This is a genomic window from Cellvibrio fontiphilus, from assembly GCF_042646205.1.
In the GTDB taxonomy this organism is placed as follows: domain Bacteria; phylum Pseudomonadota; class Gammaproteobacteria; order Pseudomonadales; family Cellvibrionaceae; genus Cellvibrio; species Cellvibrio fontiphilus_A.
In genome coordinates this window covers 76,447-95,861 of the sequence record NZ_JBHRTF010000015.1, presented here as the reverse complement: position 1 = coordinate 95,861, position 19,415 = coordinate 76,447, and the positions used below count along the sequence as shown (strand labels likewise).

The following is a 19,415-nucleotide window of genomic DNA, read 5'->3' as shown; positions in this document are numbered from 1 at the left end:
AGGCTCAGCCGCTATAGTGCAACGGCAATACATTATTTGGCTGGTTAGCTAATTGGGTTGGTTAAAAAAGGAGTCATCTATGAGCGTAAATTATTTTGCTGGAGTTTGGGCATTGCTGAGTGCGGTTGCACTTTTCTGTGCCAATGTCGCTGCAACACCACTGCCACAACAACCACATGTGTACGTTGAAGGCGCGGCTGAACTGGAGATCGAGCCGGATATGATGGTGTTTACCCTGAGTATCCAGACGGTTGATTTGGATCTTGCCAAAGCCAAAGCGGATGTAGATGCGCGCTCCCGGCTGTTAATCGACACAGTAAAAAAATTCGGTATCAAAGCAAATGATATTGCGACCACCGCGTTAAATATTCGCCCGGAGTATGACTACAAAGAAAACCAGCGGGTATTAACCGGCAATCACGTATCGCGGCAGGTGGATATCAACCTGCGCGATTTAAAAAAATACCCGGACATGATGAAAGCGATGGTGGATGCCAAAATATCCGAAACCATTAACACCCAGTTAACCCTGAGCGACAAAAAAGCGGCCGAGGAAAAAGTCCAGACAGCGGCTATTAATGATGCCAAAGCGCGCGCCAGCCGTTTGGCAAAAGCGCAGGGGCGTGAGGTGGGCGATGCCTGGTCGATTTCTGAATTTAACAATCGCGGCAATGAGCGTTGGGAATTGCGCCCTAACCGCGAATTGATGGGCAGCTCGGCATCGCTGAAGGCGGATGCTATGTCCTTGCAGCGTGTTGCCGGTGAGCCATTTGAACCGGGCGTAATGAAAATCACTGCTCAGGTTTATGTGGTCTATCTGCTGAAATAGGCGAATAAATCTGAAAATGGTTATAAAAAATGGCAGCGCCTTCGCTGCCATTTTTTTTTGCATTCGTTTTCATTGCTTTTTCAGGTGTTTTTTTTGCGCTAAATGGCGCATCGCTCTCTATACTCAAACAGCTACAGCCCAGTAGCTTCGGCAATAAATCACATAAAAGCCGGGGCCTAGTTTTCCTGCTTGAGGTCATTATGTTTGCAACCTGTTCTCGTTCTCGCGCCACAACACTTGTTTGCTGCCTGATGCTTTTCATGGCTCTTGGTGTCGGCGCCAATGCCCAATCCAGTAAACGTATTGTCATTATGCCGGCGTTTACCGATATAGATAATTACTCAGTGAGGATGTTAAAACTCTCACTGGCTCGCGCCTCAACCAAATACGAAATCGTAGAAGACTCCGCGAGTGGACAGCGCACCCAAGGGCGATACATAGAGGATTTACGCGCGGGTCGCATCGATGTGATGTGGGCCGCCTCCGACGCGAGTATAGAAGCGCAGGTGCCGCCGGTGCGCATTCCCCTGCTGAAGGGGTTGTTGGGCCACAGGATTTTCCTGATCCATAAAAACAGCCAGCATAAGTTTGATGCAATCAACACTCTCGATGATTTGAAAAAAATTAAATTTGGTCAGGGGGCTACCTGGGCAGATACCAATATTTTGGAAAGCAACGGGCTGACGGTTGTTAAAACGCAAAAATATGAAAATCTTTTTCATATGTTGGATGGCGGGCGGTTTGATGCCTTCCCGCGCGGTGTGCAAGAGCCTTGGGGCGAAGTGAATAAAATTCCCGGCTTGGAACTGGCGATAGAAAAACGTTTGATGCTGGTGTACAAAATGCCTTTTTATATTTTTGTCGCTCCCGATAACCCCTCGCTCGCTCGCGATATTGAAAGCGGTTTTAATGCGATGATTGCCGATGGAACCTTTGACCACGAATTTTTAAATGACCCCTCCATCAAAAAAGTGATTGAACTGGCCGACCTTAAAAATCGCAAAGTATTTTATTTGGATAACCCCGCCTTGCCCAAAGAGACACCGGTAAATCGGCCGGAGTTGTGGCTGGATATTAATAATTTATAACGTGCTGATGCGCTTGGCTTGCAAGTTGAAACTGCAGGCCAGAAGCTGCGGGCAGGCATAACTGGAGGATATTGGAACATTTGTCCAATATCCTTGTTGAAAAATAGTTATCTCGGAATCCAGTGCCATACAATCGATTCTTGTTGGTCGCTTTTGCTGATGCCTGGCCACGCCAATACTGATCACGCCCTCAGCCTCAGAGGGCAGTGTTGGAATATCCCCTGCGGCGCCAAACAAGAGGCAGTTGTTGGCGCCTGCTCTATCGACAGCGGCTTGTACTCGCGCTTGCCAATAAAAATTATCGCAGCCCAGGCTCATGTTAATTGCATCCACTTGGCATTCACTGCTCAGCCAGTCTATAGCCTCGGTGAGACAAATAGCCGAGCCGCTCATATTGTCATTCAAAATCTTGGCGATGTAGTAAATGACAGGAAGCTGTAATTCACGATGCAAAATACTGACTACCGCAGTGCCATGACCTGTTGCGTCGTCTATTTCCAGCGTTTGTGTGCCGGCTAACCAGGCGCCAAGGTCACTGGTATCGTAACGCTGGATTGTCAGGCGTTTTGCTTGCCAATCGATATTGAAGCGAGCTGCAGCCGCAACAGTTGCGCCAGTGTGTTGTAAAAATTCTTTGGTAATACCGCTATCGATGATGCCAATTTTAAGTGGCAACTGAGTCGCTTGATCGGAAGTGTAAGTCATGGGCGGCTGACTATTCTGTTATTGGTAATCGAGCACTAAACCACTCACAAAACCGCTGCCAGGCAGTGGAGGTCTCGCTAATTACTAACAGCTTTTTAATGTGTGGTTGGGATGCGGGGCTGGCCAATACCGCGCGATAAAGTGGCTGATTAAACGATCTTGTTGGCAGCCCGTTGTGCTCAGTTAATGGTATGGCGTGGACGTCCCGACTGGTGCGGGTGAATGTCGATGGATTTTCAAATTCAACACGTAAGCGAATAGTGTGATCCCTGCGCGCAGTTACAGGTTGTGTTGGTGAGAGGGTTATGCAAAGCATCTCACTTTGCTCCGGCAAGCAACGGCTTTGTTCAATCAGTGTAGCGCTGTGGCTTTGCTCAACCTGGGTATTGCTGGCGAGCATCCACATCAGGCATCCCGGCAGCAGCACAATGATTGTTAGTGCCCAGACTAAATGGCGATTAAAAAAAACACCCCAGTGCGCAGGCTCGGTTAAGTGAGGCAGCTGATGCTGCCGGACGGGGCGATCTTCCATTAGAATTTTTTGAGTAGGTGTGTTGCTCATGCTGTTGGCTCAGGCGTGTTAGTGAGTAGCGGTAGTGATTGCTCCAGCGGAGAATGTGCCGGCCTTACCAAGCGCCCGTTTTCAATCTGGATGCATCTATTCATAAGCTGGGCAATTGCCTGATTGTGGGTAATCATGATCAAGCTGGTGCCGGTGTTGCGCAGATGGTTGACGAGACGTTGGATCACCAGTTTCTCTGTGCCTTCGTCGAGGTGTGCGGTAGCTTCATCCAAAAATACATAGGGCGATTGACGCAGAAGTGCTCGCGCTAACGCAATGCGTTGGCGTTGGCCACCGGAGAACGTGACTCCGCGTTCATTGACGGGAGTGTCCAGCCCGGCGGCCAGATTGCTAATGATATCGTCCAAACCGCAGATGTGAATTACCTGCTGCAGATCTGCGCGATCTTTGCTGTTATCCCAATGCTTGTGTGTACCCAAATATAAGTTATCGCGCAGGCTGCCGTTAAACAGTTCTATATCTTGCGAGACAACGGCAATTTGTCTGCGCCACTGGTGCAATGGAATGTCTTCAAGTCTTTTATTGTTGATAGTGATCTCGCCCTGATAATCGCATTCAATGCGAGTTAGCAAACGCAGCAGGCTGGATTTACCTGAACCACTGGTGCCACTGATGGCAAGCAATTCCCCTGCGGGCACCTCCAGCGAAATATTTTGCAGTACGGGTTCATCCGGCTTGTAAGCAAAAGACACATTGTGAAAGCGAATTGTGCCTGGGGCATCGGCCGCAATTAATGTTGCTGCGGGATAACTTGCCTGCAGACTATTTTGTTCGGGTGCTACATCCAAATATTCAAAAATGCGTTCGAGGTGTACTGCCCAATGCTGGAACTGACTAAAAAAACCAATAATGTCGGTGGCCGGGTAGCGCAGATATCCAATATAAGCGGTGAAAGCGACAAAATCGCCCAGGCTAATTTCACCGCGCATTACATAGTGCCAACCAAACCAGGTGAAAATAGCCAGCGCAAGAATATTCACTAACTTTTCAGTGAGCCGCAGCAGCGCGCTAATACCTTGGGCGCGCAAGTGGGCTTGCAAAATCCGGGTGAGCTGCTGTGAGGTTGTTTGATAATTGTCCGTTTCCAATTGCAGCAATTTTATAGTGGCGATTTGATTCAGCATTTGCATTTGGTTGGCCTCCAAATCGGCGTGGGACTCCACTACATGGCGCCAAGTGTTATGCAGCTTGTTGCTGCTCCAATAAACAATCGCAGCACTGATTGGTAGTGTTAATAAGGCGATTAACGCTAGCTGCCAGTGCAGCCAAAATAAAAAGGGCGGGATAATTAGTAGGTAAATGCCTTGTCCAACCGTAATATTTAGAAAGCTGTGTACGCTTTCCAAGGCTTGTTTTAAATCTTGAAAGCGGCTGGATATTTCACCGGTCTGACGCTGATAAAAAAAACGATAAGGCAAATGTTGTATGTGATTAAAAAAGAGTAGGTGAAACGCACTTTCCAGTTTAATGCTCAAATAATTTGAGTAGTAAGTAAGTGTTGCTTCCGCTAAGGCTGAAGCAACTGAAAAACTGAGTATGCCAATCACCAATAGTGTCATCAGTGAATAGTTGTAATCTGCACCAGCGTGATCAAATAAAAGTTTGGTGAAATAAGGAGGGGCCAGGGTTAACAGTCCGATTAAGGGTGCAGCTATCACACCCTTGAGCATAGCTTTGCGATAAGGCTTGATGAGTGCTAGCAGCCGTAAAAAGAGCTTCAACCCCGAGTCTTTTTTGGATTGCTCATTCATCTTCTTTGATCAGCCTGGTTATTTGTGCCGCTAAGGCATCGGTTTCAGCTGGAATTACATAAAGCGGCAGATCAAATTTATCCTTCATGCGTGTTTTGGCTGTCGTAATTACCTCTTCATCCACTGCAGAAAAATAAGTATCTGTCCAGCGGCTGCCGTGCATTTTTCTTCCTTCCATCATGGCTAGCGCGATTACTTGGGTTGTGATTTTGTGTGCGGAAGCCAGTTCATGAATGTAGGTAATGGACTCCTCAACTAACTTGACTGGTGTATCCACCGCGACGGTTAGCACTAGATATCGGGGAAGGAAAGTATTGAATATAAATGTGGATGCGTTTTGCTCTTTGGGTAAGTCCGGCATGGTAAAAATAATAGAGTTTTGGCCGCCGGTAATAACCAGGTCGTGATTCGCTGCAAGTTGTTTGATTTGGCTTGCTTCATAATCAAATCTATCCTGCTCGCTTAATCCGTTATAGCTACGCGAATAGCCTATGTCTGCACCCAGCAGTGTTCCGGTTGGTTCAGTGGCCCAATGAGCAACTCGCAGGTGTTTTTTTAATGCCTCACGCAAATAGAGTTGAGTGGTAAATTTCCCCTGTACAGTATCGGTGCCAAATACCGCCAGTATATTTTCTGCGCGGGGTTCTCCCGTTGGGTTTGCCGGTGTATGCGCCTCTGTGTCATTGGGTGACAATCCGATGCAATAAAAATGGCTCGCATCCACATTCGGTTCTGGAAAAACATCGAACTCAAGAATGTCATCATAAAGTGAAATAACTGGCATTTTTTCGGTAACTGCGCGGCGCATTAACGCTTTAACAAAAGGAATTTCTGTTTCATAGTTAATCGCGCAGGTGAGAATAATTGCATCGAAGTTCCAGCTATCAATTTTGCTGATGTTATTAATGACGGGAATGTTGCTGGATTCGCTCTGAATATATTCGCTTGCATCGTCTAGTGCGATGGCTTCATCGAACACGACACTCAGCTGGTAAGGGGAGAGCTCTTTGAAGCGCAACAAGCTAAAGAATTCCTTGTTGTATTTAAAGACTGCAACAGTTTTTCCGGCGAGTAATTTTTGTAGTTGCTGGTGTTGGTGAATAACCTTGCTGCTGATTGTTTTATCTTGACGGCGGGGTATAACGTCTTTTTTGCCCCATATCTTCTTGAGCTTCTCATAAAGTGTTGATTGATTATATTTGGGTTTCATTTTTAATTGATTCACTACATACAGCGGTATTCCAAAATGCGGTGTAGTGAACTTATGGGTGTTGCTTCCTCCATCGAGACGGAATTGATAGTGTGAATCCGGCATCATCATAAAAAATTGATGATAAATATGTAAGCCACAAAACTCTGTGTAGTTTGGCTCTATGTTTATTTGTTGCTGGATTTGATCAGAGTTGTGTAGTGTTTTCTCGATCAGGAACTGTGGTGCAGTGTGCGGCTTGATGGGGGTGACATAAATAAAAAGTGTCTTGAATGGATCTACCGGATAAGTGCAAAGCAGCTCGGGTTGTAATTGGGGCAAGTGTTGGATGACTGCTCGATATTGCTCGGCAAAAACCTGGCTCACTAATTCACGCTGGGTTTTGTCCGGATAAATAAACATCAAGTCGCTGCCGGCGAGCTTCTCATAAGCGCGAATCGCGTTTTTATGTTTATCCAGATCGATATTGGCCTCAACAAACTTAATGACGGCTAACATCCAACAGTTGATTGGTTTTAACCAGTGTTCGCTGTAAAAATCTGTCCCCCAGCTTGAATAAAACAGATTGGGGACTTCAGGATATTTATTCATGGTGAGGGTCTTATTCGTCGTTAATTTTATAATTTAATAAATGTTGCAACCAATCCACGCCTTCATGCCACCAGTGACCAAATAGTTCGGTATCAAAAGCCAAAACAAAATTGGATCGGTCATAGGTAAAATCGCGTTTTTGATCAAGAATTTCGATAAAACGTGGTACATCTTGCAGCAGTTGTTGGTGTGCCGCTGCGTGATCGTAGAGGTTCTTTTCGCCAAGCGGAACCTGATGTCCGGTGCCGGCAAAGTATTTGAAACCGGTCCAGATTCCACCCTGCGCTGCCTTGGGTAGGTTTAGCCCAAGGTCGGTAAAATATTCCGGCTTCACGTCTTTACCCATGTCCCGATAAAACTCCCGGTATATCGGATTTGCAGGAAGCGTATCGAGTTCTGACTTCCAGATATGCATGGCAATTCGATAATCATGCACGAGTAATTCCAGGTCTTTATGTTGGTAATGCCCGCTCTTGATGTCGGTATGGTGTACGCCGATGCAGTGTGGTGTTACTGCGATTTTCTTAACCCCTGCATTAATAAAAATATCTTCCAGCCCAGGACGAAATGCGCATTCTGGCAGCCAGAATCCAAACGGTTTTTGTGCAAAATGCTCCTCGAACAATTCAATCCCGCGCCGAATAAAGTGCGCGCTGCTGACATCATTAAAAAATGGCAGGAAATTGTGGTTGGGTGATGATGTCCAGAGTTCGATGTGATCCGGTTTTTGTATGGCTACTTTTTTTATTTCCATAAGCAAATCATGGCTGCGCATAAATTCAATAGCATTGTTTATGCGTGTTAAATAATGAGTTGCTGTGGTCTCAATTAAGCGTAATTGATCGCTGGTAAAGTGCTTTGGGTGGTGTTCGTGCCGATCATACAGCGCCCCATTTTTTGCTCGTTCCAGTTCAAAAAAAGCTATTTTTTGCATGATATCCAGATATTCCAAATAGCGTGGTTTGCATTTGGATAGTTGTTCCATCAAACAAGGTGTTAGCGAAAATATAATTTTCTTTCCGTGCGTATTATCTGGTTTCCAAGAGTGCAGGGCATTGATAAGCGGGATATAGGTTTCCGTTATGGCTTCGAATAGCCAATTCTCCGGTTCATCAAAAATACGATCCCCACCCAACACATAAGGCATGTGAGTGTTGAGTATGATAGTGATATTTTTATTCATTATGTAATCCAGGATGCTTGTGCGCGGGAGTTTTCCCTTTCAAGAAAACTCCCGCGCAAAGGGAGCTACTACTTTGGAAGGTCTTCGGTCGGTACGCCGCCACAATCTTCAAAGCGTGCACTGGAGTTGTACCAGGCTGAACCACCCCAGCAGCAATGGCCTATTACATCATCATGGCCATTCACTTCTTCAATCAGACCAGCGATATCTTGGCTTGTATATTTCATTTTCAGTTCCTTTTTTTGATTAAATTAATGTTGGTTTTTCTCGAAATGAGGAGAAATAAATGCGCATGCCGTAATAACTGCAAATCGAGCGGCGCAATCTTGCTTACATTCCTTGGTGACAAGCATCCGTGTTGTATGATTTTTTTGGAGTGGAAATAAAATGATGAAGTGATTTTATGAGCGTGTTTTTAATCTGCATTGCTACAGGCGCTCGAATTATTTTTGATGTGGGTGATCTTAAAGGGCGTGAGCCTGCAGCTTCAAAGTGCTACATACGTATTCATAATGAAAACGGCGCCATAATGTCGCATGGCGCACATAAGAGAGAGTGTGGCGGGGTGGGTGATGGATTTTAGTTGCTGGGTGCACAACAGCGCGCAATAAATTCTTTCCATTGCAAAATATCGGTGCCTTCTGAATCAAACAGGCTGAGGCCGATTAAATAATCGCTGCTTGTTTCGTATGGGCGGCACCATTTCACTTCGGCGACCAGCAAAAATTGTTGATCGCTCACTGCATCGCGAATGCAGCAGCGCAGGATATTGTCAGTGGGTATGGCGCTTGGTGCTATGGCGCGCAGTCCATTGGCAGAGATGTCCAGGCTGCTACTGATCACCAGCGTGGGCTCTTCATCTGCCGAACTGTCCAGTTCAATAATCACCGTGAGCTGATTGTTCAGGCGATATTCCTGACGTTGCTCCATCGCTGTAGCCGTTTTTTGTGTTTCATTATTGTTCATGGCTTGGTCCTGATTTTCGCAGGTGTTAATTAACATCGCGACGCAAGCCGCGAATGACTTTGGCAAGTTGCTCTTCAAAATTATCGCCGTTACGCAAAAGCGTTAATTCACCGCTGGCCAATTGTTGTATCAATTGCTCGCGGGTGAACTCTGCCAGTTTGCGCCCGACTTGATCGGCAAAAATATATTTTCCTGTGGCGCCAATAATGACCGCCAGTTTCGCTCTCAGGCCTGGTGGCTGGGTGCTGCTATTAAACTCCAGCCAAGCGCCTACCTGTAAATGGTTAACCGCAGTTATTGCCGCCTGCGCGCGCTGCTGTTGTTCCGCCGCTGCTTTGGCGGCCTGTTCGCGGGCCTGGTGTTCACGTTCGACGGCTTGCTCGGCAGCGCGGCGGGTTTGTTCGGCAGCCAGTGCGCGCGCTTCTTCCATGGCTTTGTGAGCCGCGGCTTTGCGCGCTTGCAGTTCGGCCTGCAGGCGTGCCTGTTCCGCTTGGTGCTCGCGTTCGGCGGCATCCATCAAGGCTTGTTGTTCGGCCATAAAGGCGCGCACCAGTGCCTCCGCTTTTTGTTTTTGTTGCAGTAGTTTGGCGGTGACCGCCTGATTGGCTTGCGCAATCAAGGGCGCCAGTTGTTGTTCGATGATGAGTGCGAGCGGCGTCAATACCAGTGGCTGTGCCAGCGCGGTGGAGAGGCACAGCGCAAACTCTTTGGTGGTTTTGCCCATGACTTTGCGGCCGGCGTGATCAACAAATAACAGTTGGTCGATGTTCGCATCCTTTAAAACTAGTTTGCAGCGGATGCCTTCCTGTTGATCGCCGCGCATGATGATCCAATCCCCCGGCTGGATAGCTTCGGTAGCTTGTACCAGCGCTTGCGGCAACCGGGTGTTGGCAAGAGTTTGGACCTGGGGTGGCGGTAGCGGTGCGAAAAGTGCGATTTCCTGGGGGTGCTTTTGAATCGCCAGCATCAGGCTGTGGCTGCAATTATCAACCAATTGTTGATACGCCTGATGGTTGCTGGTGGGCTGGTTCAGGCTGCGCTCCAACTCTGTGAGCAGCGCGGGGATTTGGCTGTAGAGCTGTTGATCATCAACTTTGATGGCATCCAGCGCAAACACTTGCCCCAGAAGCGGCAGCATCCGCTGCCAGTGCTGCCAGAGGGGGAGTGTGTCCAGTTCGGCTGCGGGCGTATTTGAGGCCCAGTACTGCAGCTCGCTTTTGAGGATGGTGGCAATCGCTGTGTGCAGTTCCAGAGGCAGGGGGCGCTGGGCGAGATATTTGTTGAGCAGGTTGATCACCCTGGCTTGCACGGACGCCAGCTTGTGACTGCTCAGCTCGGTTTCGCACAGGCGGCTTTCCAGCAGCGCGGCGCGTTTTTCTTCGGCGCCAAGCCAGCTGAAAAACTCGTCAATGATAGGTGCTTGCTTGCCTTGGGTGTTGTCCGCTGGGAGGGCAGCCAGAGCCGCCAGTAGTGCAGAGATCTTGTCGTAAAACTGTTGCGCCTGCTTACCTTCGCGGGCGTACCAGTGGCTCGCTGCCGGCAGCAAGCGGTCAAACATCTGTCGCAATGGGTGATTGGGCTGGCTATAAAAATGGTCGTCGAGTGCTATGCCTTGCACCCAGTGTGGCTCTATGTTGGTGAACAGGGGGAGCAACTGCATGTCCAGTTGTGGGCGCGCAATCAACTGGCGATAGACTTGGGTTGCCAGCTGCTGGCGCAGATCTTCCGGGCGCTGATTGGTTGCTGCAGAGAGGCAGGCGAGGGCATCACACAATTGGCTGGTGTCGCCGGCCAATATCGCCGGTAGTTCAAAACTGGGCATGGTTGGTATATCAATCTGGCAATTTTAGGGTTGGGTGCGGCCCTCAATATAGCTAATTCACGGCAGCTCTGCCTTAACCCCGATAGGGCAACCTGCGTATAATCGCGCCTTATTATCGCGATCAGTCATCCAATCCCTAGCTGTTCAGGCCAATGCTTTCATGAAAATTACCGCCAGTTCGCCCCTGCTTTATACCGTCGCCGAAACCTATGCCCTGGATGCTGCTGCCATTGCCAGTGGTATCCCCGCTATCCAGTTAATGAAGCGCGCCGGGCGTGCCGCTTACGATCTGCTGATTGAGCGCTTTCCAGCGCCAGCGCGCATCACGGTTTACTGCGGCGCGGGCAATAATGGTGGCGATGGTTACATCCTTGCAGCACTCGCGGCCCAGCGTTTGGTGCCGGTGGTGGTCATTCAGCTCACGCCGCCTGATGCGCTTAGCGGTGAGGCGCGCCAAGCCTATGAATATGCCCTGCAGGAAGGGGTGGTTATGCAGCCTTTTGCAGCGGCGCAGGCACCGGTCGAGGGCATTATCGTGGATGCGCTTTTGGGGATTGGTCTGCGCGATGCCCCGCGCGCCGAGTTTGCTGCGGCGATCACGCAAATCAACCGCACCGGTTTGCCCGTATTCGCGCTGGATATTCCCTCCGGACTTAACGCGGATACCGGCGCGGTCGCCGGTGAAGTGGTGCAGGCGAGCCTGACGCTGAGTTTTATTGCCATCAAACGCGGCCTGCTCACCGGGCGCGGCCCTGCTGTGTGTGGTGAGTTAGTGCTTGCTAATCTGGATGTACCTGAAAAGACTTACGCGGCAGCATCGCCCAGTGCCGAACGTATACAATTGGCAGAGTTGCAAGGGTTGCTCGCACCGCGCGCGGCCGATGCGCACAAAGGCGATTTTGGCCATGTCATGGTCATTGGTGGTGATACCGGTTACGGCGGTGCGGCACTGATGGCGGCAGAGGCTGCTGCGCGCTCCGGCGCCGGATTGGTCAGTATTGCCACCCGCCCCGAACATATTCCCGCCATCCTTGCTCGCCGCCCGGAAATCATGGCGTGCGGGGTGGTATCCGGGCAGGAACTTGAGCCTTTGCTTGCTCGTCCTACTTTATTAGTGGTTGGCCCAGGTCTTGGGCGTTCGCCCTGGTCCGAGCAGATGTTGCAGCAGGCAGTAAAAAGTGGCCTGCCCTTAGTGCTGGATGCGGATGCCCTGAATATTCTGGCGGCGGGCAGGGTGGTTCCTTCTGCCCGGCAGCGCAATGAACAGAGCACGCCCTGGCTGCTGACTCCGCACCCTGCGGAAGCGGCGCGTTTGCTCGGAATCACCACCGCGGAAGTTCAAGCCGACCGTTTCGCCGCCGTGCAGGCGATTCAAACCCGCTACAACGCCACGGTCATCCTTAAAGGTGCTGGCAGTTTGGTCGCCGCCAGTGGCGACAAGATCGCAGTAGTCACCGACGGCAACCCCGGCATGGCCACCGGCGGTATGGGCGATGTGCTCTGCGGTATTCTGGGCGCGTTGGCGGCCCAGGGATTATCCCAACCCGATGCGGCGCGCCTGGGCGCTGTTATCCATGCCTGTGCAGCTGATTTGGCGGCGGAAGATGTTGGCCAGCGCAGCTTGCTGGCGACCGATTTGATCCCCTATTTAGGCGAACTGCTCTGAGGCCTGCTATGGAAACTCTGGTGCGGTTAATCGAGGGTGAAGCGGCTATGGTCGCTTTTGGTGAGTGTTTGGGGCGGGCTTTTGCTGCCCATCAGGGGCCATTGACAGTTAATCTGCTGGGCAATCTGGGGGCGGGTAAAACCACCCTGACGCGAGGAATTTTGCGCGCTTTTGGTCATCAAGGTGCGGTCAAAAGCCCAACGTATACTCTGGTCGAGGTATACGAGTTTGGCGCGCGCCGTGTCTACCACTTTGACTTGTATCGTTTGGGTGACCCGGAAGAGTTGGAGTACATGGGGATTCGCGACTATTTTGGCGACCAGAATCTCTGTTTGATCGAATGGCCGGCGCGCGGAGAAGGTGTGTTGCCAGCGCCGGATGTGTTGATCAATATTCACCCGGAAGGTGAGGGGCGCCGCCTGGAATTGATCGCCGCTGCGCCGGCCAATACCTTGCTGGCGGGCTGTTAGCCATTTTTGTTAGGGGCGCTCATGCTTTTACGGTAGAGTGCCTGCCATTAGCGGCGGCACAAAATCTTGCTTGCTGTCACATTTGTACCAAATAATATTTCATGAGTAGCTTGGTTTTGAGATCGCCTATGTCTGTGGTTCGCTGGCTGAAATGGGTTTGCTGCCTGGGGGTGATGCTCGCACCTCTGGCTTATGCTGCAAAGGTGGACGGTGTTCGCGTCTGGCGCGCGCCGGATCACACCCGCATAGTTCTGGATTTGGATGCGCCTGTGCAGCACAGTCTCACCCTCGCCGGTAACCCTGATCGAATTATTGTTGATGTCGCAAAAACCAGCCTCAAAGCGCCACTCGGCCAGTTGCCTATTGCCGATACGCCCGTGCTGGCGGTGCGCTCATCGGTGCAAACCAATGGCGACCTGCGCTTGGTATTTGATTTAAAAACCAAAGTGGCACCCAACAGCTTTTTGCTCAAGGCTCATGGCGGTATGCACGACCGCTTGGTAATAGACCTCTACGATGAAACGCCAGCCGCTACAGCGGCAGTAACCTCACCGGCTCCCACTGCTGCAAGCAACCCAGCTCCCAGCCAAACAGCAGCTCCAGCGGCCACAGCAACAACCGGCGCACCCACCAAAGTCAGTGCCGCGGCGCAAACCGCTGCAAAACCTGCCCCTGCCCCGCAAGCGTCCAGTCAACCAGTGGCCAAGGCCGACCTGAGTGGTAAGCGGTTTATTGTGATTGCGGTAGATGCCGGGCACGGTGGTGAAGACCCTGGCGCTCTGGGGCCTAATCGCCTGCGCGAAAAAGATGTCACTCTGATGATCGCCAAAGAATTGGTTGCCGCGATTAATGCCCAGCCCGGTTTTACCGGCAAGCTGACCCGCACCGGCGATTATTTTATTCCGTTGAAAAAGCGCCGCGATTTGGCGCGCAACATGAAAGCGGACTTGTTTGTGTCCATCCACGCTGACGCCTTCACCAAGCCCAGCGCGCGCGGCGCTTCGGTATTTGCCCTATCGCGCCACGGCGCCACCTCGGAAACGGCGCGCTTTCTGGCGGAGCGTGAAAACGAATCGGATTTAATTGGCGGTGTGGGTGATATTCGTCTGGATGATAAGGATCAGGTTCTGGCTGGGGTATTGGTTGACCTGTCCATGACGGCAACACTCAACTCCAGCCTGCAGGTCGGCCAGCAGGTGTTGAATTCCATGGGGGGCATAGCCCACCTGCATAAGCGCCACGTGGAGCAGGCCGGGTTTCTGGTGCTGAAGTCTCCTGATGTGCCATCGATTCTGGTAGAGACAGGATTTATCTCCAATCCGGGTGAAGCGCGCAAACTGGCAACCCCGGCTTATCGTAAACAAATGGCGCAGTCGGTGTTTAAAGGGATTCGCCAACATTTCTACCAACATCCACCCGCCGGAACCTATGTTGCGGCGCAAGTTGAGTCGGGCAATGTAGGCGGTTTTGAGCGCCAACATTCGGTAGTGGCGGGTGATAGTTTGTCGGGCATCGCCAATCGCTACGGTGTGAGCATGCAGCGCCTGATGCAGTACAACAACTTGCGTTCCACTACCGTCACTGTCGGTCAAAATCTGAAAATTCCGGCGGCCAACTCGCCTGCCGTGGCACAACAAGCGCCGGTGTCAACGCCCCGTCCGGCGGTTGCAGCGGCGCCCCGTGTGCATAAGGTAGTTGCCGGCGACACCTTGTCGCGCATTGCCAGTCGTTATGGCGTCAGCCCCGGTGCTATCCAGCGTCACAACAACATGAAAAGTACTACGGTAAAGCTCGGCCAGACCCTGAAAATCCCAACATCTTAATCGCCCCGGTTGCCCATGCGAAAAATCAAACTGCTCAGTCCACGCCTCGCCAACCAGATTGCGGCCGGTGAGGTGGTTGAACGCCCTTCGTCGGTCATCAAAGAACTGCTGGAAAATGCTTTGGATGCAGGGGCTACCCGTTTGGAAATCGACGTGGAAGAGGGGGGCATCAAGCTGATTCGAGTCCGCGATAATGGTGGCGGCATCGATAAGGACGATTTACCCCTTGCGCTCAGTCGCCACGCCACCAGTAAAATTTATGAGCTGGATGACCTTGAGGCCGTTGCGACTCTGGGCTTTCGCGGTGAAGCCTTGGCGAGTATCAGCTCAGTTGCGCGCCTCGCGCTTATTAGCAGCACCAACGACGAGAGTGCCGGCTGGCAAGTGGTGGCAGAAGGGCGCGATATGGAAACCCAGGTTTCCCCTGCGCCTCACCCGCGCGGCACCACCGTAGAGGTGCGCGACCTGTTTTTTAATACGCCCGCCCGCCGCAAATTTTTGCGCACCGACAAAACCGAATACACCCATCTGGAAGACGTCGTAAAACGTTTGGCGCTGTCACGCTTTGATGTCGCTTTCAACTTGCGCCACAACGGTCGCGCGATTTATTCATGGCGCGCCGGCGATTCGCAATTAGAGCAAGAGCGTCGTGTCGCCCAGGTGTGTGGCCCTGCTTTTATGGAAAACGCAGTGCACCTGGATATAGAGCGCAACGGTTATCGTCTGTGGGGGTGGGTGGCGCTACCAACGTTTTCGCGCAGTCAGGCCGACCTGCAACATTTTTACGTGAATGGCCGTGCGATTCGCGACAAGCTTGTCAGTCACGCCGTGCGCCAAGCCTATCAGGACGTGCTCTATCACGGTCGTCATCCCGCATTTGTACTCTATTTGGAGTTGGACCCAGCGACTGTGGATGTGAATGTGCATCCCACCAAACACGAGGTGCGCTTTCGCGATAATCGCAACGTGCATGATTTTATTTACTCCAGCCTGCACCACGCGCTCGCCAAGGTGCGGCCGGAAGATACTCTGGCTAAACGCGAGTTGGGCGAGGCAGATGAACTCACCCCTGGCAGTAATCCCTTTGCGCTCGCGACAGCCAAACCTGTTCAGGGTATTGCTGCTGGCGAATTCAAAGGCCAGGAAACCATGGGGTTTCGCACATCCCCGGCGGGGTATTCTGCAGCGCCGACCTATTCATCCTATTCAGGTTATCAAGCGGCAGCGACTAACGCCGGTGCAGTGCGTGAACAGATGAATGTTTACGGTGAGTTACATCGCCCCGCCAGCACCAGCAGTTTTGCTCTGCCGGAATCGCCCAGTGAAGACATTCCGCCTCTGGGTTACGCCATAGCCCAGCTCAAGGGCATTTATATACTCGCGGAAAATGCCCAAGGGCTAATTGTGGTGGACATGCACGCCGCGCACGAGCGGGTGACTTACGAGCGCATGAAAGAATCTTTCCAATGCGGCGGTTTGCAAACCCAGCCATTACTTGTTCCGGAATCCATTGCTGTCAGTGAAAAAGAAGCTGATTTTGCCGAAAACTTTAGTGACGTCTTCAAGAGTCTTGGTTTTGAATTGCAGCGTGCTGGGCCAGAAACCTTATTGATTCGTCAGCTGCCAGTGATTTTGAATCGCGCCAAGGTGGAGCAGCTGGTGCGCGATGTATTGGCGGATTTAATCGAGCATGGCAGCAGCGAACGCATTCAGCATCACATCAATGAAATTCTCGGCACTATGGCTTGCCATGGTTCAGTGCGTGCCAATCGCAAACTCACTATTCCTGAAATGAACGCACTCTTACGCGACATGGAGGCGACTGAGCGCAGCGGTCAGTGCAACCATGGGCGACCAACCTGGCTTTTGCAATCACTTGATGACCTCGACAAACTATTTATGCGTGGGCAATAACATGAACACTGCAGCGCATAAGCCTCCCGTTATTTTTTTGATGGGGCCAACCGCATCGGGCAAAACCGATTTGGCGATTCGTTTGAGCAAATTGTTGCCGGTGGAGTTAATCAGTGTGGATTCGGCACTGGTCTATCGCGGTATGGATATAGGCTCGGCAAAACCCTCAGCCGCTGAACTTGCCGAAACGCCCCATCGCTTGATTGATATCCGCGACCCGGCGGAGCCCTATTCGGTGGCTGATTTTTTAACGGATGCCGAGCGCGAAATTGCGGCGATTCATGCGCAGGGAAAAGTCCCCTTGTTGGTCGGCGGAACCATGCTCTATTTTCGCGCACTGTTGGATGGCCTGGCTGAAATGCCTGCCGCCAATGCACAGGTGCGTGCGCAAATTGAGTGCGAAGCCGCGGAATTTGGTTGGCCTTATATTCATGCGCAACTGACACAAGTCGACCCGCAAACCGCTGCGGAAATACACCCCAACCATTCGCAGCGCCTGAGTCGCGCACTGGAAGTGTATCGCTTGAGTGGCAAAACTATGGCGCAGTTGCGTCAGCTTCAGCATGCGCAATCGCCTGAGAATACATTTTGCGAGCGCTTTAATGTTTGCCAATTGGCGATAGCGCCGCGTGATCGCGCCATCTTGCATCGTCGTATTGCTGAACGATTCAAAAAAATGCTGGTCACTGGATTGGTGGATGAAGTGCGTGTGCTCTACGAACGCGGTGACTTGCATCCAGACCTGCCGGCGATTCGCGCGGTGGGTTACCGTCAAGTGTGGGATTTTTTGGATGGACGAATCGATTACAACGAAATGCGCGAGCGGGGCATTATCGCTACACGGCAACTCGCTAAACGCCAATTCACCTGGTTGCGCAGTTGGTCGACAAGTTCAAATAGTGAACTACACTGGATTAACACGGAAACTGAACAGGGAATTTTGCTGACTCAGGAAGAAATTGTGCAGTGCGCCTTGAATTTTATAGGTCGCGCAGCCATATAATGCCAGAGTGAGAACCCTAGACAGATTTTCATGCATTTCCACCCTCTCCTTACAGTTGTAAAAAGGAGATACCTTTAACGTTTAGGCTTAATGGGTGGGTAATTTTTTAGCTTTCTTTTTTTATTGTCCCGAGGAGAATAAACATGTCAAAAGGGCATAGTTTACAAGACCCTTACCTGAACGTTCTGCGTAAAGAGCGTGTGCCAGTGTCCATTTATCTTGTAAATGGCATCAAGCTTCAAGGCCAGGTTGAGTCATTTGATCAGTTTGTGGTGCTGTTGAAGAATACGGTAAGCCAAATGGTTTACAAACACGCCATCTCCACTGTTGTGCCATCGCGCGCTGTTCGTGTTCCACTCTTGAATGAAGCGGGTGGTGTTGAAGGCGAAGAAGACGAGCAAGCCGAGTAATTTATCAAAACATTTGATACAGGCTCGAGGTCGCTAATTGTTTTTTGATCGTCCCGAATCAGGTGAACTGGCGGTGCTGGTTCACCTGAATTTATCTCATGGCCAAGACGCCGAAGACCCCCGCGAATTTGAAGAGCTGGTGTTATCTGCCGGAGGCGATCCGGTTGCTTTTTTAACTGGCTCGCGTGTTGTCCCCACCGCTAAATTTCTTATCAGTACCGGCAAACTGCAAGAGTTAAAAGAACTTGTTGCTGATCATGGTGCTGAGCTAGTCATTTTTAATCACACCCTAACGCCAAGTCAGGAGCGTAATCTTGAGCGCGAGCTGCAGTGCAGGGTGCTTGATCGTACCGGATTAATTCTGGATATATTTGCCCAGCGCGCCCGTACCTTTGAAGGTAAGCTGCAAGTTGAACTAGCGCAACTGCGCCACAGCGCTACGCGTTTGATTCGTGGCTGGACGCACCTTGAGCGCCAAAAAGGCGGTATAGGTCTGCGCGGTCCCGGCGAAACCCAGCTGGAAACAGACCGTCGGTTGTTGCGCAATCGCATAGTGCAAATTGAACAGCGACTGGAAAAAGTGCGTTCCCAGCGCGAGCAGGGGCGGCGTTCGCGTCAGCGTGCGGCGATTCCAACAGTATCGCTGGTCGGCTACACCAATGCGGGTAAGTCCACACTGTTTAACCGCATTACCGGCGCTGACGTTTATGCTGAAAATAAATTGTTTGCGACTCTTGATCCAACGATGCGCCGCATCGAATTACCGGATATAGGTGCTGTTGTCCTTGCGGATACTGTTGGTTTTATCAGTCATCTGCCTCACCGTTTGGTGGAGGCATTCAAGGCGACCCTTGAGGAAGCGAGTAACTCAACTTTACTCTTGCATGTGATAGATTCTGCTGCTGAAGAGCGCTTGCGTAATATCGAGCAGGTTGAGTTGGTGCTGGATGAAATTGATGCAGCAGACTTGCCGCAATTGCGTGTATACAACAAGGTAGACTTGTTGACTGATACCGAGCCGCATATAGATCGAGATGAGCAGGGTAAGCCCATAGCGGTCTGGTTGTCGGCACAAACGGGTGCCGGCTGTGAACTGTTGAGTCGCGCTATTTCCGAGGTTCTCGGAACTGAAGTAATCTGTGGTTGTTTGGTGTTATCGCCCACTCAAGGGCGGCTGCGTGCAATGCTCTATGCGCAGCAGGCGGTGGTAAGCGAAAATCACCGTGCAGACGGCGCCAGTTTATTGAGTGTACGTGTACCAAAGCATGATTTGTTGCGGATTCTCAGTGCAGAAAGTGTGGCTTTTGAGGATTTGCAGTGGGACGAGTTAGCGGAAATGTCGGAAAGACCGGTTGCTGAGGGATAAGGTTTTAAGTCCCAATTCTGTTTTATTTTCTACGT

General features: G+C 51.0%; 18 protein-coding genes. 9 read left to right on the top strand and 9 right to left on the bottom strand.

Annotated features, from left to right (window positions below):
• Positions 1–79: 79 nt before the first annotated feature.
• Positions 80–829: an SIMPL domain-containing protein gene (locus tag ACFODX_RS16620; protein WP_378121239.1), complete on the top strand. Its 750-nt coding sequence runs from the start codon at positions 80–82 to the stop codon at positions 827–829.
• Here ACFODX_RS16620 and ACFODX_RS16615 read toward each other — a convergent pair.
• Positions 792–1,091: a hypothetical protein gene (locus ACFODX_RS16615; RefSeq protein ID WP_378121237.1), complete on the bottom strand. Its 300-nt coding sequence runs from the start codon at positions 1,089–1,091 to the stop codon at positions 792–794. The two genes, ACFODX_RS16620 and ACFODX_RS16615, sit on opposite strands and share 38 nt — an antisense overlap.
• Here ACFODX_RS16615 and ACFODX_RS16610 point away from each other — a divergent pair.
• The gene (locus ACFODX_RS16610) at positions 1,090–1,917 is read left to right on the top strand and encodes a substrate-binding periplasmic protein (RefSeq protein WP_378121235.1); all 828 of its coding nucleotides are present in this window, start codon (positions 1,090–1,092) and stop codon (positions 1,915–1,917) included. The genes ACFODX_RS16615 and ACFODX_RS16610 overlap by 2 nt on opposite strands.
• On the opposite strand, the gene ACFODX_RS16605 is transcribed toward ACFODX_RS16610, so the two are convergent.
• From ACFODX_RS16605 to ACFODX_RS16570, 8 genes are all read right to left on the bottom strand, one after another.
• A complete protein-coding gene (locus ACFODX_RS16605; RefSeq protein WP_378121233.1) occupies positions 1,912–2,622 on the bottom strand; it encodes a S8 family serine peptidase in 711 nt (236 codons plus the stop codon). The genes ACFODX_RS16610 and ACFODX_RS16605 overlap by 6 nt on opposite strands.
• Before the next feature lie 10 nt (positions 2,623–2,632).
• Entirely contained in the window at positions 2,633–3,184 is a 552-nt protein-coding gene (locus tag ACFODX_RS16600; RefSeq protein WP_378121231.1) for a hypothetical protein, read from the bottom strand.
• The gene (locus ACFODX_RS16595) at positions 3,181–4,956 is read right to left on the bottom strand and encodes a peptidase domain-containing ABC transporter (protein ID WP_378121229.1); all 1,776 of its coding nucleotides are present in this window, start codon (positions 4,954–4,956) and stop codon (positions 3,181–3,183) included. The genes ACFODX_RS16600 and ACFODX_RS16595 overlap by 4 nt, the downstream gene beginning before the upstream one ends.
• The gene (locus ACFODX_RS16590; protein WP_378121227.1) at positions 4,949–6,757 is read right to left on the bottom strand and encodes a DUF1611 domain-containing protein; all 1,809 of its coding nucleotides are present in this window, start codon (positions 6,755–6,757) and stop codon (positions 4,949–4,951) included. The genes ACFODX_RS16595 and ACFODX_RS16590 overlap by 8 nt, the downstream gene beginning before the upstream one ends.
• Before the next feature lie 10 nt (positions 6,758–6,767).
• On the bottom strand, positions 6,768–7,940 hold the full coding sequence (locus tag ACFODX_RS16585; protein ID WP_378121225.1) for a hypothetical protein: 1,173 nt from the start codon (positions 7,938–7,940) through the stop codon (positions 6,768–6,770).
• Between the two features lie 68 nt (positions 7,941–8,008).
• Positions 8,009–8,167, bottom strand: a complete 159-nt coding sequence (locus ACFODX_RS16580) for a hypothetical protein (RefSeq protein WP_378121223.1) — start codon at positions 8,165–8,167, stop codon at positions 8,009–8,011.
• 352 nt (positions 8,168–8,519) lie between these two features.
• Entirely contained in the window at positions 8,520–8,906 is a 387-nt protein-coding gene (locus tag ACFODX_RS16575; protein ID WP_378121221.1) for a PilZ domain-containing protein, read from the bottom strand.
• A gap of 25 nt (positions 8,907–8,931) precedes the next feature.
• Positions 8,932–10,728 (bottom strand): DUF1631 family protein, encoded by a 1,797-nt coding sequence (locus ACFODX_RS16570; protein WP_378121219.1) that lies wholly within the window; start codon positions 10,726–10,728, stop codon positions 8,932–8,934.
• Positions 10,729–10,888: 160 nt separating this feature from the next.
• On the opposite strand from ACFODX_RS16570, the gene ACFODX_RS16565 reads away from it, so the two are divergent.
• The 7 genes from ACFODX_RS16565 (at position 10,889) to hflX (ending at position 19,380) form a co-directional block, all read left to right on the top strand.
• Positions 10,889–12,394 carry an NAD(P)H-hydrate dehydratase gene (locus ACFODX_RS16565; protein WP_378121217.1) on the top strand — a complete coding sequence of 502 codons (1,506 nt, stop codon included), beginning with the start codon at positions 10,889–10,891 and terminating at the stop codon, positions 12,392–12,394.
• A gap of 8 nt (positions 12,395–12,402) precedes the next feature.
• A complete protein-coding gene (gene tsaE, locus ACFODX_RS16560) occupies positions 12,403–12,864 on the top strand; it encodes a tRNA (adenosine(37)-N6)-threonylcarbamoyltransferase complex ATPase subunit type 1 TsaE (RefSeq protein WP_378121215.1) in 462 nt (153 codons plus the stop codon).
• 128 nt (positions 12,865–12,992) lie between these two features.
• Positions 12,993–14,687: an N-acetylmuramoyl-L-alanine amidase gene (locus ACFODX_RS16555; protein WP_378121213.1), complete on the top strand. Its 1,695-nt coding sequence runs from the start codon at positions 12,993–12,995 to the stop codon at positions 14,685–14,687.
• Positions 14,688–14,702: 15 nt separating this feature from the next.
• Positions 14,703–16,601 carry a DNA mismatch repair endonuclease MutL gene (mutL, locus tag ACFODX_RS16550; protein WP_378121211.1) on the top strand — a complete coding sequence of 633 codons (1,899 nt, stop codon included), beginning with the start codon at positions 14,703–14,705 and terminating at the stop codon, positions 16,599–16,601.
• 1 nt (position 16,602) lies between these two features.
• The gene (gene miaA / locus ACFODX_RS16545) at positions 16,603–17,604 is read left to right on the top strand and encodes a tRNA (adenosine(37)-N6)-dimethylallyltransferase MiaA (protein WP_378121209.1); all 1,002 of its coding nucleotides are present in this window, start codon (positions 16,603–16,605) and stop codon (positions 17,602–17,604) included.
• Between the two features lie 143 nt (positions 17,605–17,747).
• The gene (gene hfq, locus ACFODX_RS16540; protein WP_324259725.1) at positions 17,748–18,014 is read left to right on the top strand and encodes an RNA chaperone Hfq; all 267 of its coding nucleotides are present in this window, start codon (positions 17,748–17,750) and stop codon (positions 18,012–18,014) included.
• Between the two features lie 37 nt (positions 18,015–18,051).
• Positions 18,052–19,380, top strand: coding sequence for a ribosome rescue GTPase HflX (gene hflX / locus ACFODX_RS16535; RefSeq protein ID WP_378121207.1), 1,329 nt, complete (start codon positions 18,052–18,054; stop codon positions 19,378–19,380).
• Positions 19,381–19,415: the final 35 nt, after the last annotated feature.

Coding starts and splice junctions, on each gene's coding strand:
- ACFODX_RS16620 (WP_378121239.1), top strand. CDS start 80: ATGAGCGTAAATTATTTTGCTGGAGTTTGGGCATTGCTGAGTGCGGTT.
- ACFODX_RS16610 (WP_378121235.1), top strand. CDS start 1,090: ATGGCTCTTGGTGTCGGCGCCAATGCCCAATCCAGTAAACGTATTGTC.
- ACFODX_RS16615 (WP_378121237.1), bottom strand. CDS start 1,091: ATGAAAAGCATCAGGCAGCAAACAAGTGTTGTGGCGCGAGAACGAGAA.
- ACFODX_RS16605 (WP_378121233.1), bottom strand. CDS start 2,622: ATGACTTACACTTCCGATCAAGCGACTCAGTTGCCACTTAAAATTGGC.
- ACFODX_RS16600 (WP_378121231.1), bottom strand. CDS start 3,184: ATGAGCAACACACCTACTCAAAAAATTCTAATGGAAGATCGCCCCGTC.
- ACFODX_RS16595 (WP_378121229.1), bottom strand. CDS start 4,956: ATGAATGAGCAATCCAAAAAAGACTCGGGGTTGAAGCTCTTTTTACGG.
- ACFODX_RS16590 (WP_378121227.1), bottom strand. CDS start 6,757: ATGAATAAATATCCTGAAGTCCCCAATCTGTTTTATTCAAGCTGGGGG.
- ACFODX_RS16585 (WP_378121225.1), bottom strand. CDS start 7,940: ATGAATAAAAATATCACTATCATACTCAACACTCACATGCCTTATGTG.
- ACFODX_RS16580 (WP_378121223.1), bottom strand. CDS start 8,167: ATGAAATATACAAGCCAAGATATCGCTGGTCTGATTGAAGAAGTGAAT.
- ACFODX_RS16575 (WP_378121221.1), bottom strand. CDS start 8,906: ATGAACAATAATGAAACACAAAAAACGGCTACAGCGATGGAGCAACGT.
- ACFODX_RS16570 (WP_378121219.1), bottom strand. CDS start 10,728: ATGCCCAGTTTTGAACTACCGGCGATATTGGCCGGCGACACCAGCCAA.
- ACFODX_RS16565 (WP_378121217.1), top strand. CDS start 10,889: ATGAAAATTACCGCCAGTTCGCCCCTGCTTTATACCGTCGCCGAAACC.
- tsaE (WP_378121215.1), top strand. CDS start 12,403: ATGGAAACTCTGGTGCGGTTAATCGAGGGTGAAGCGGCTATGGTCGCT.
- ACFODX_RS16555 (WP_378121213.1), top strand. CDS start 12,993: ATGTCTGTGGTTCGCTGGCTGAAATGGGTTTGCTGCCTGGGGGTGATG.
- mutL (WP_378121211.1), top strand. CDS start 14,703: ATGCGAAAAATCAAACTGCTCAGTCCACGCCTCGCCAACCAGATTGCG.
- miaA (WP_378121209.1), top strand. CDS start 16,603: ATGAACACTGCAGCGCATAAGCCTCCCGTTATTTTTTTGATGGGGCCA.
- hfq (WP_324259725.1), top strand. CDS start 17,748: ATGTCAAAAGGGCATAGTTTACAAGACCCTTACCTGAACGTTCTGCGT.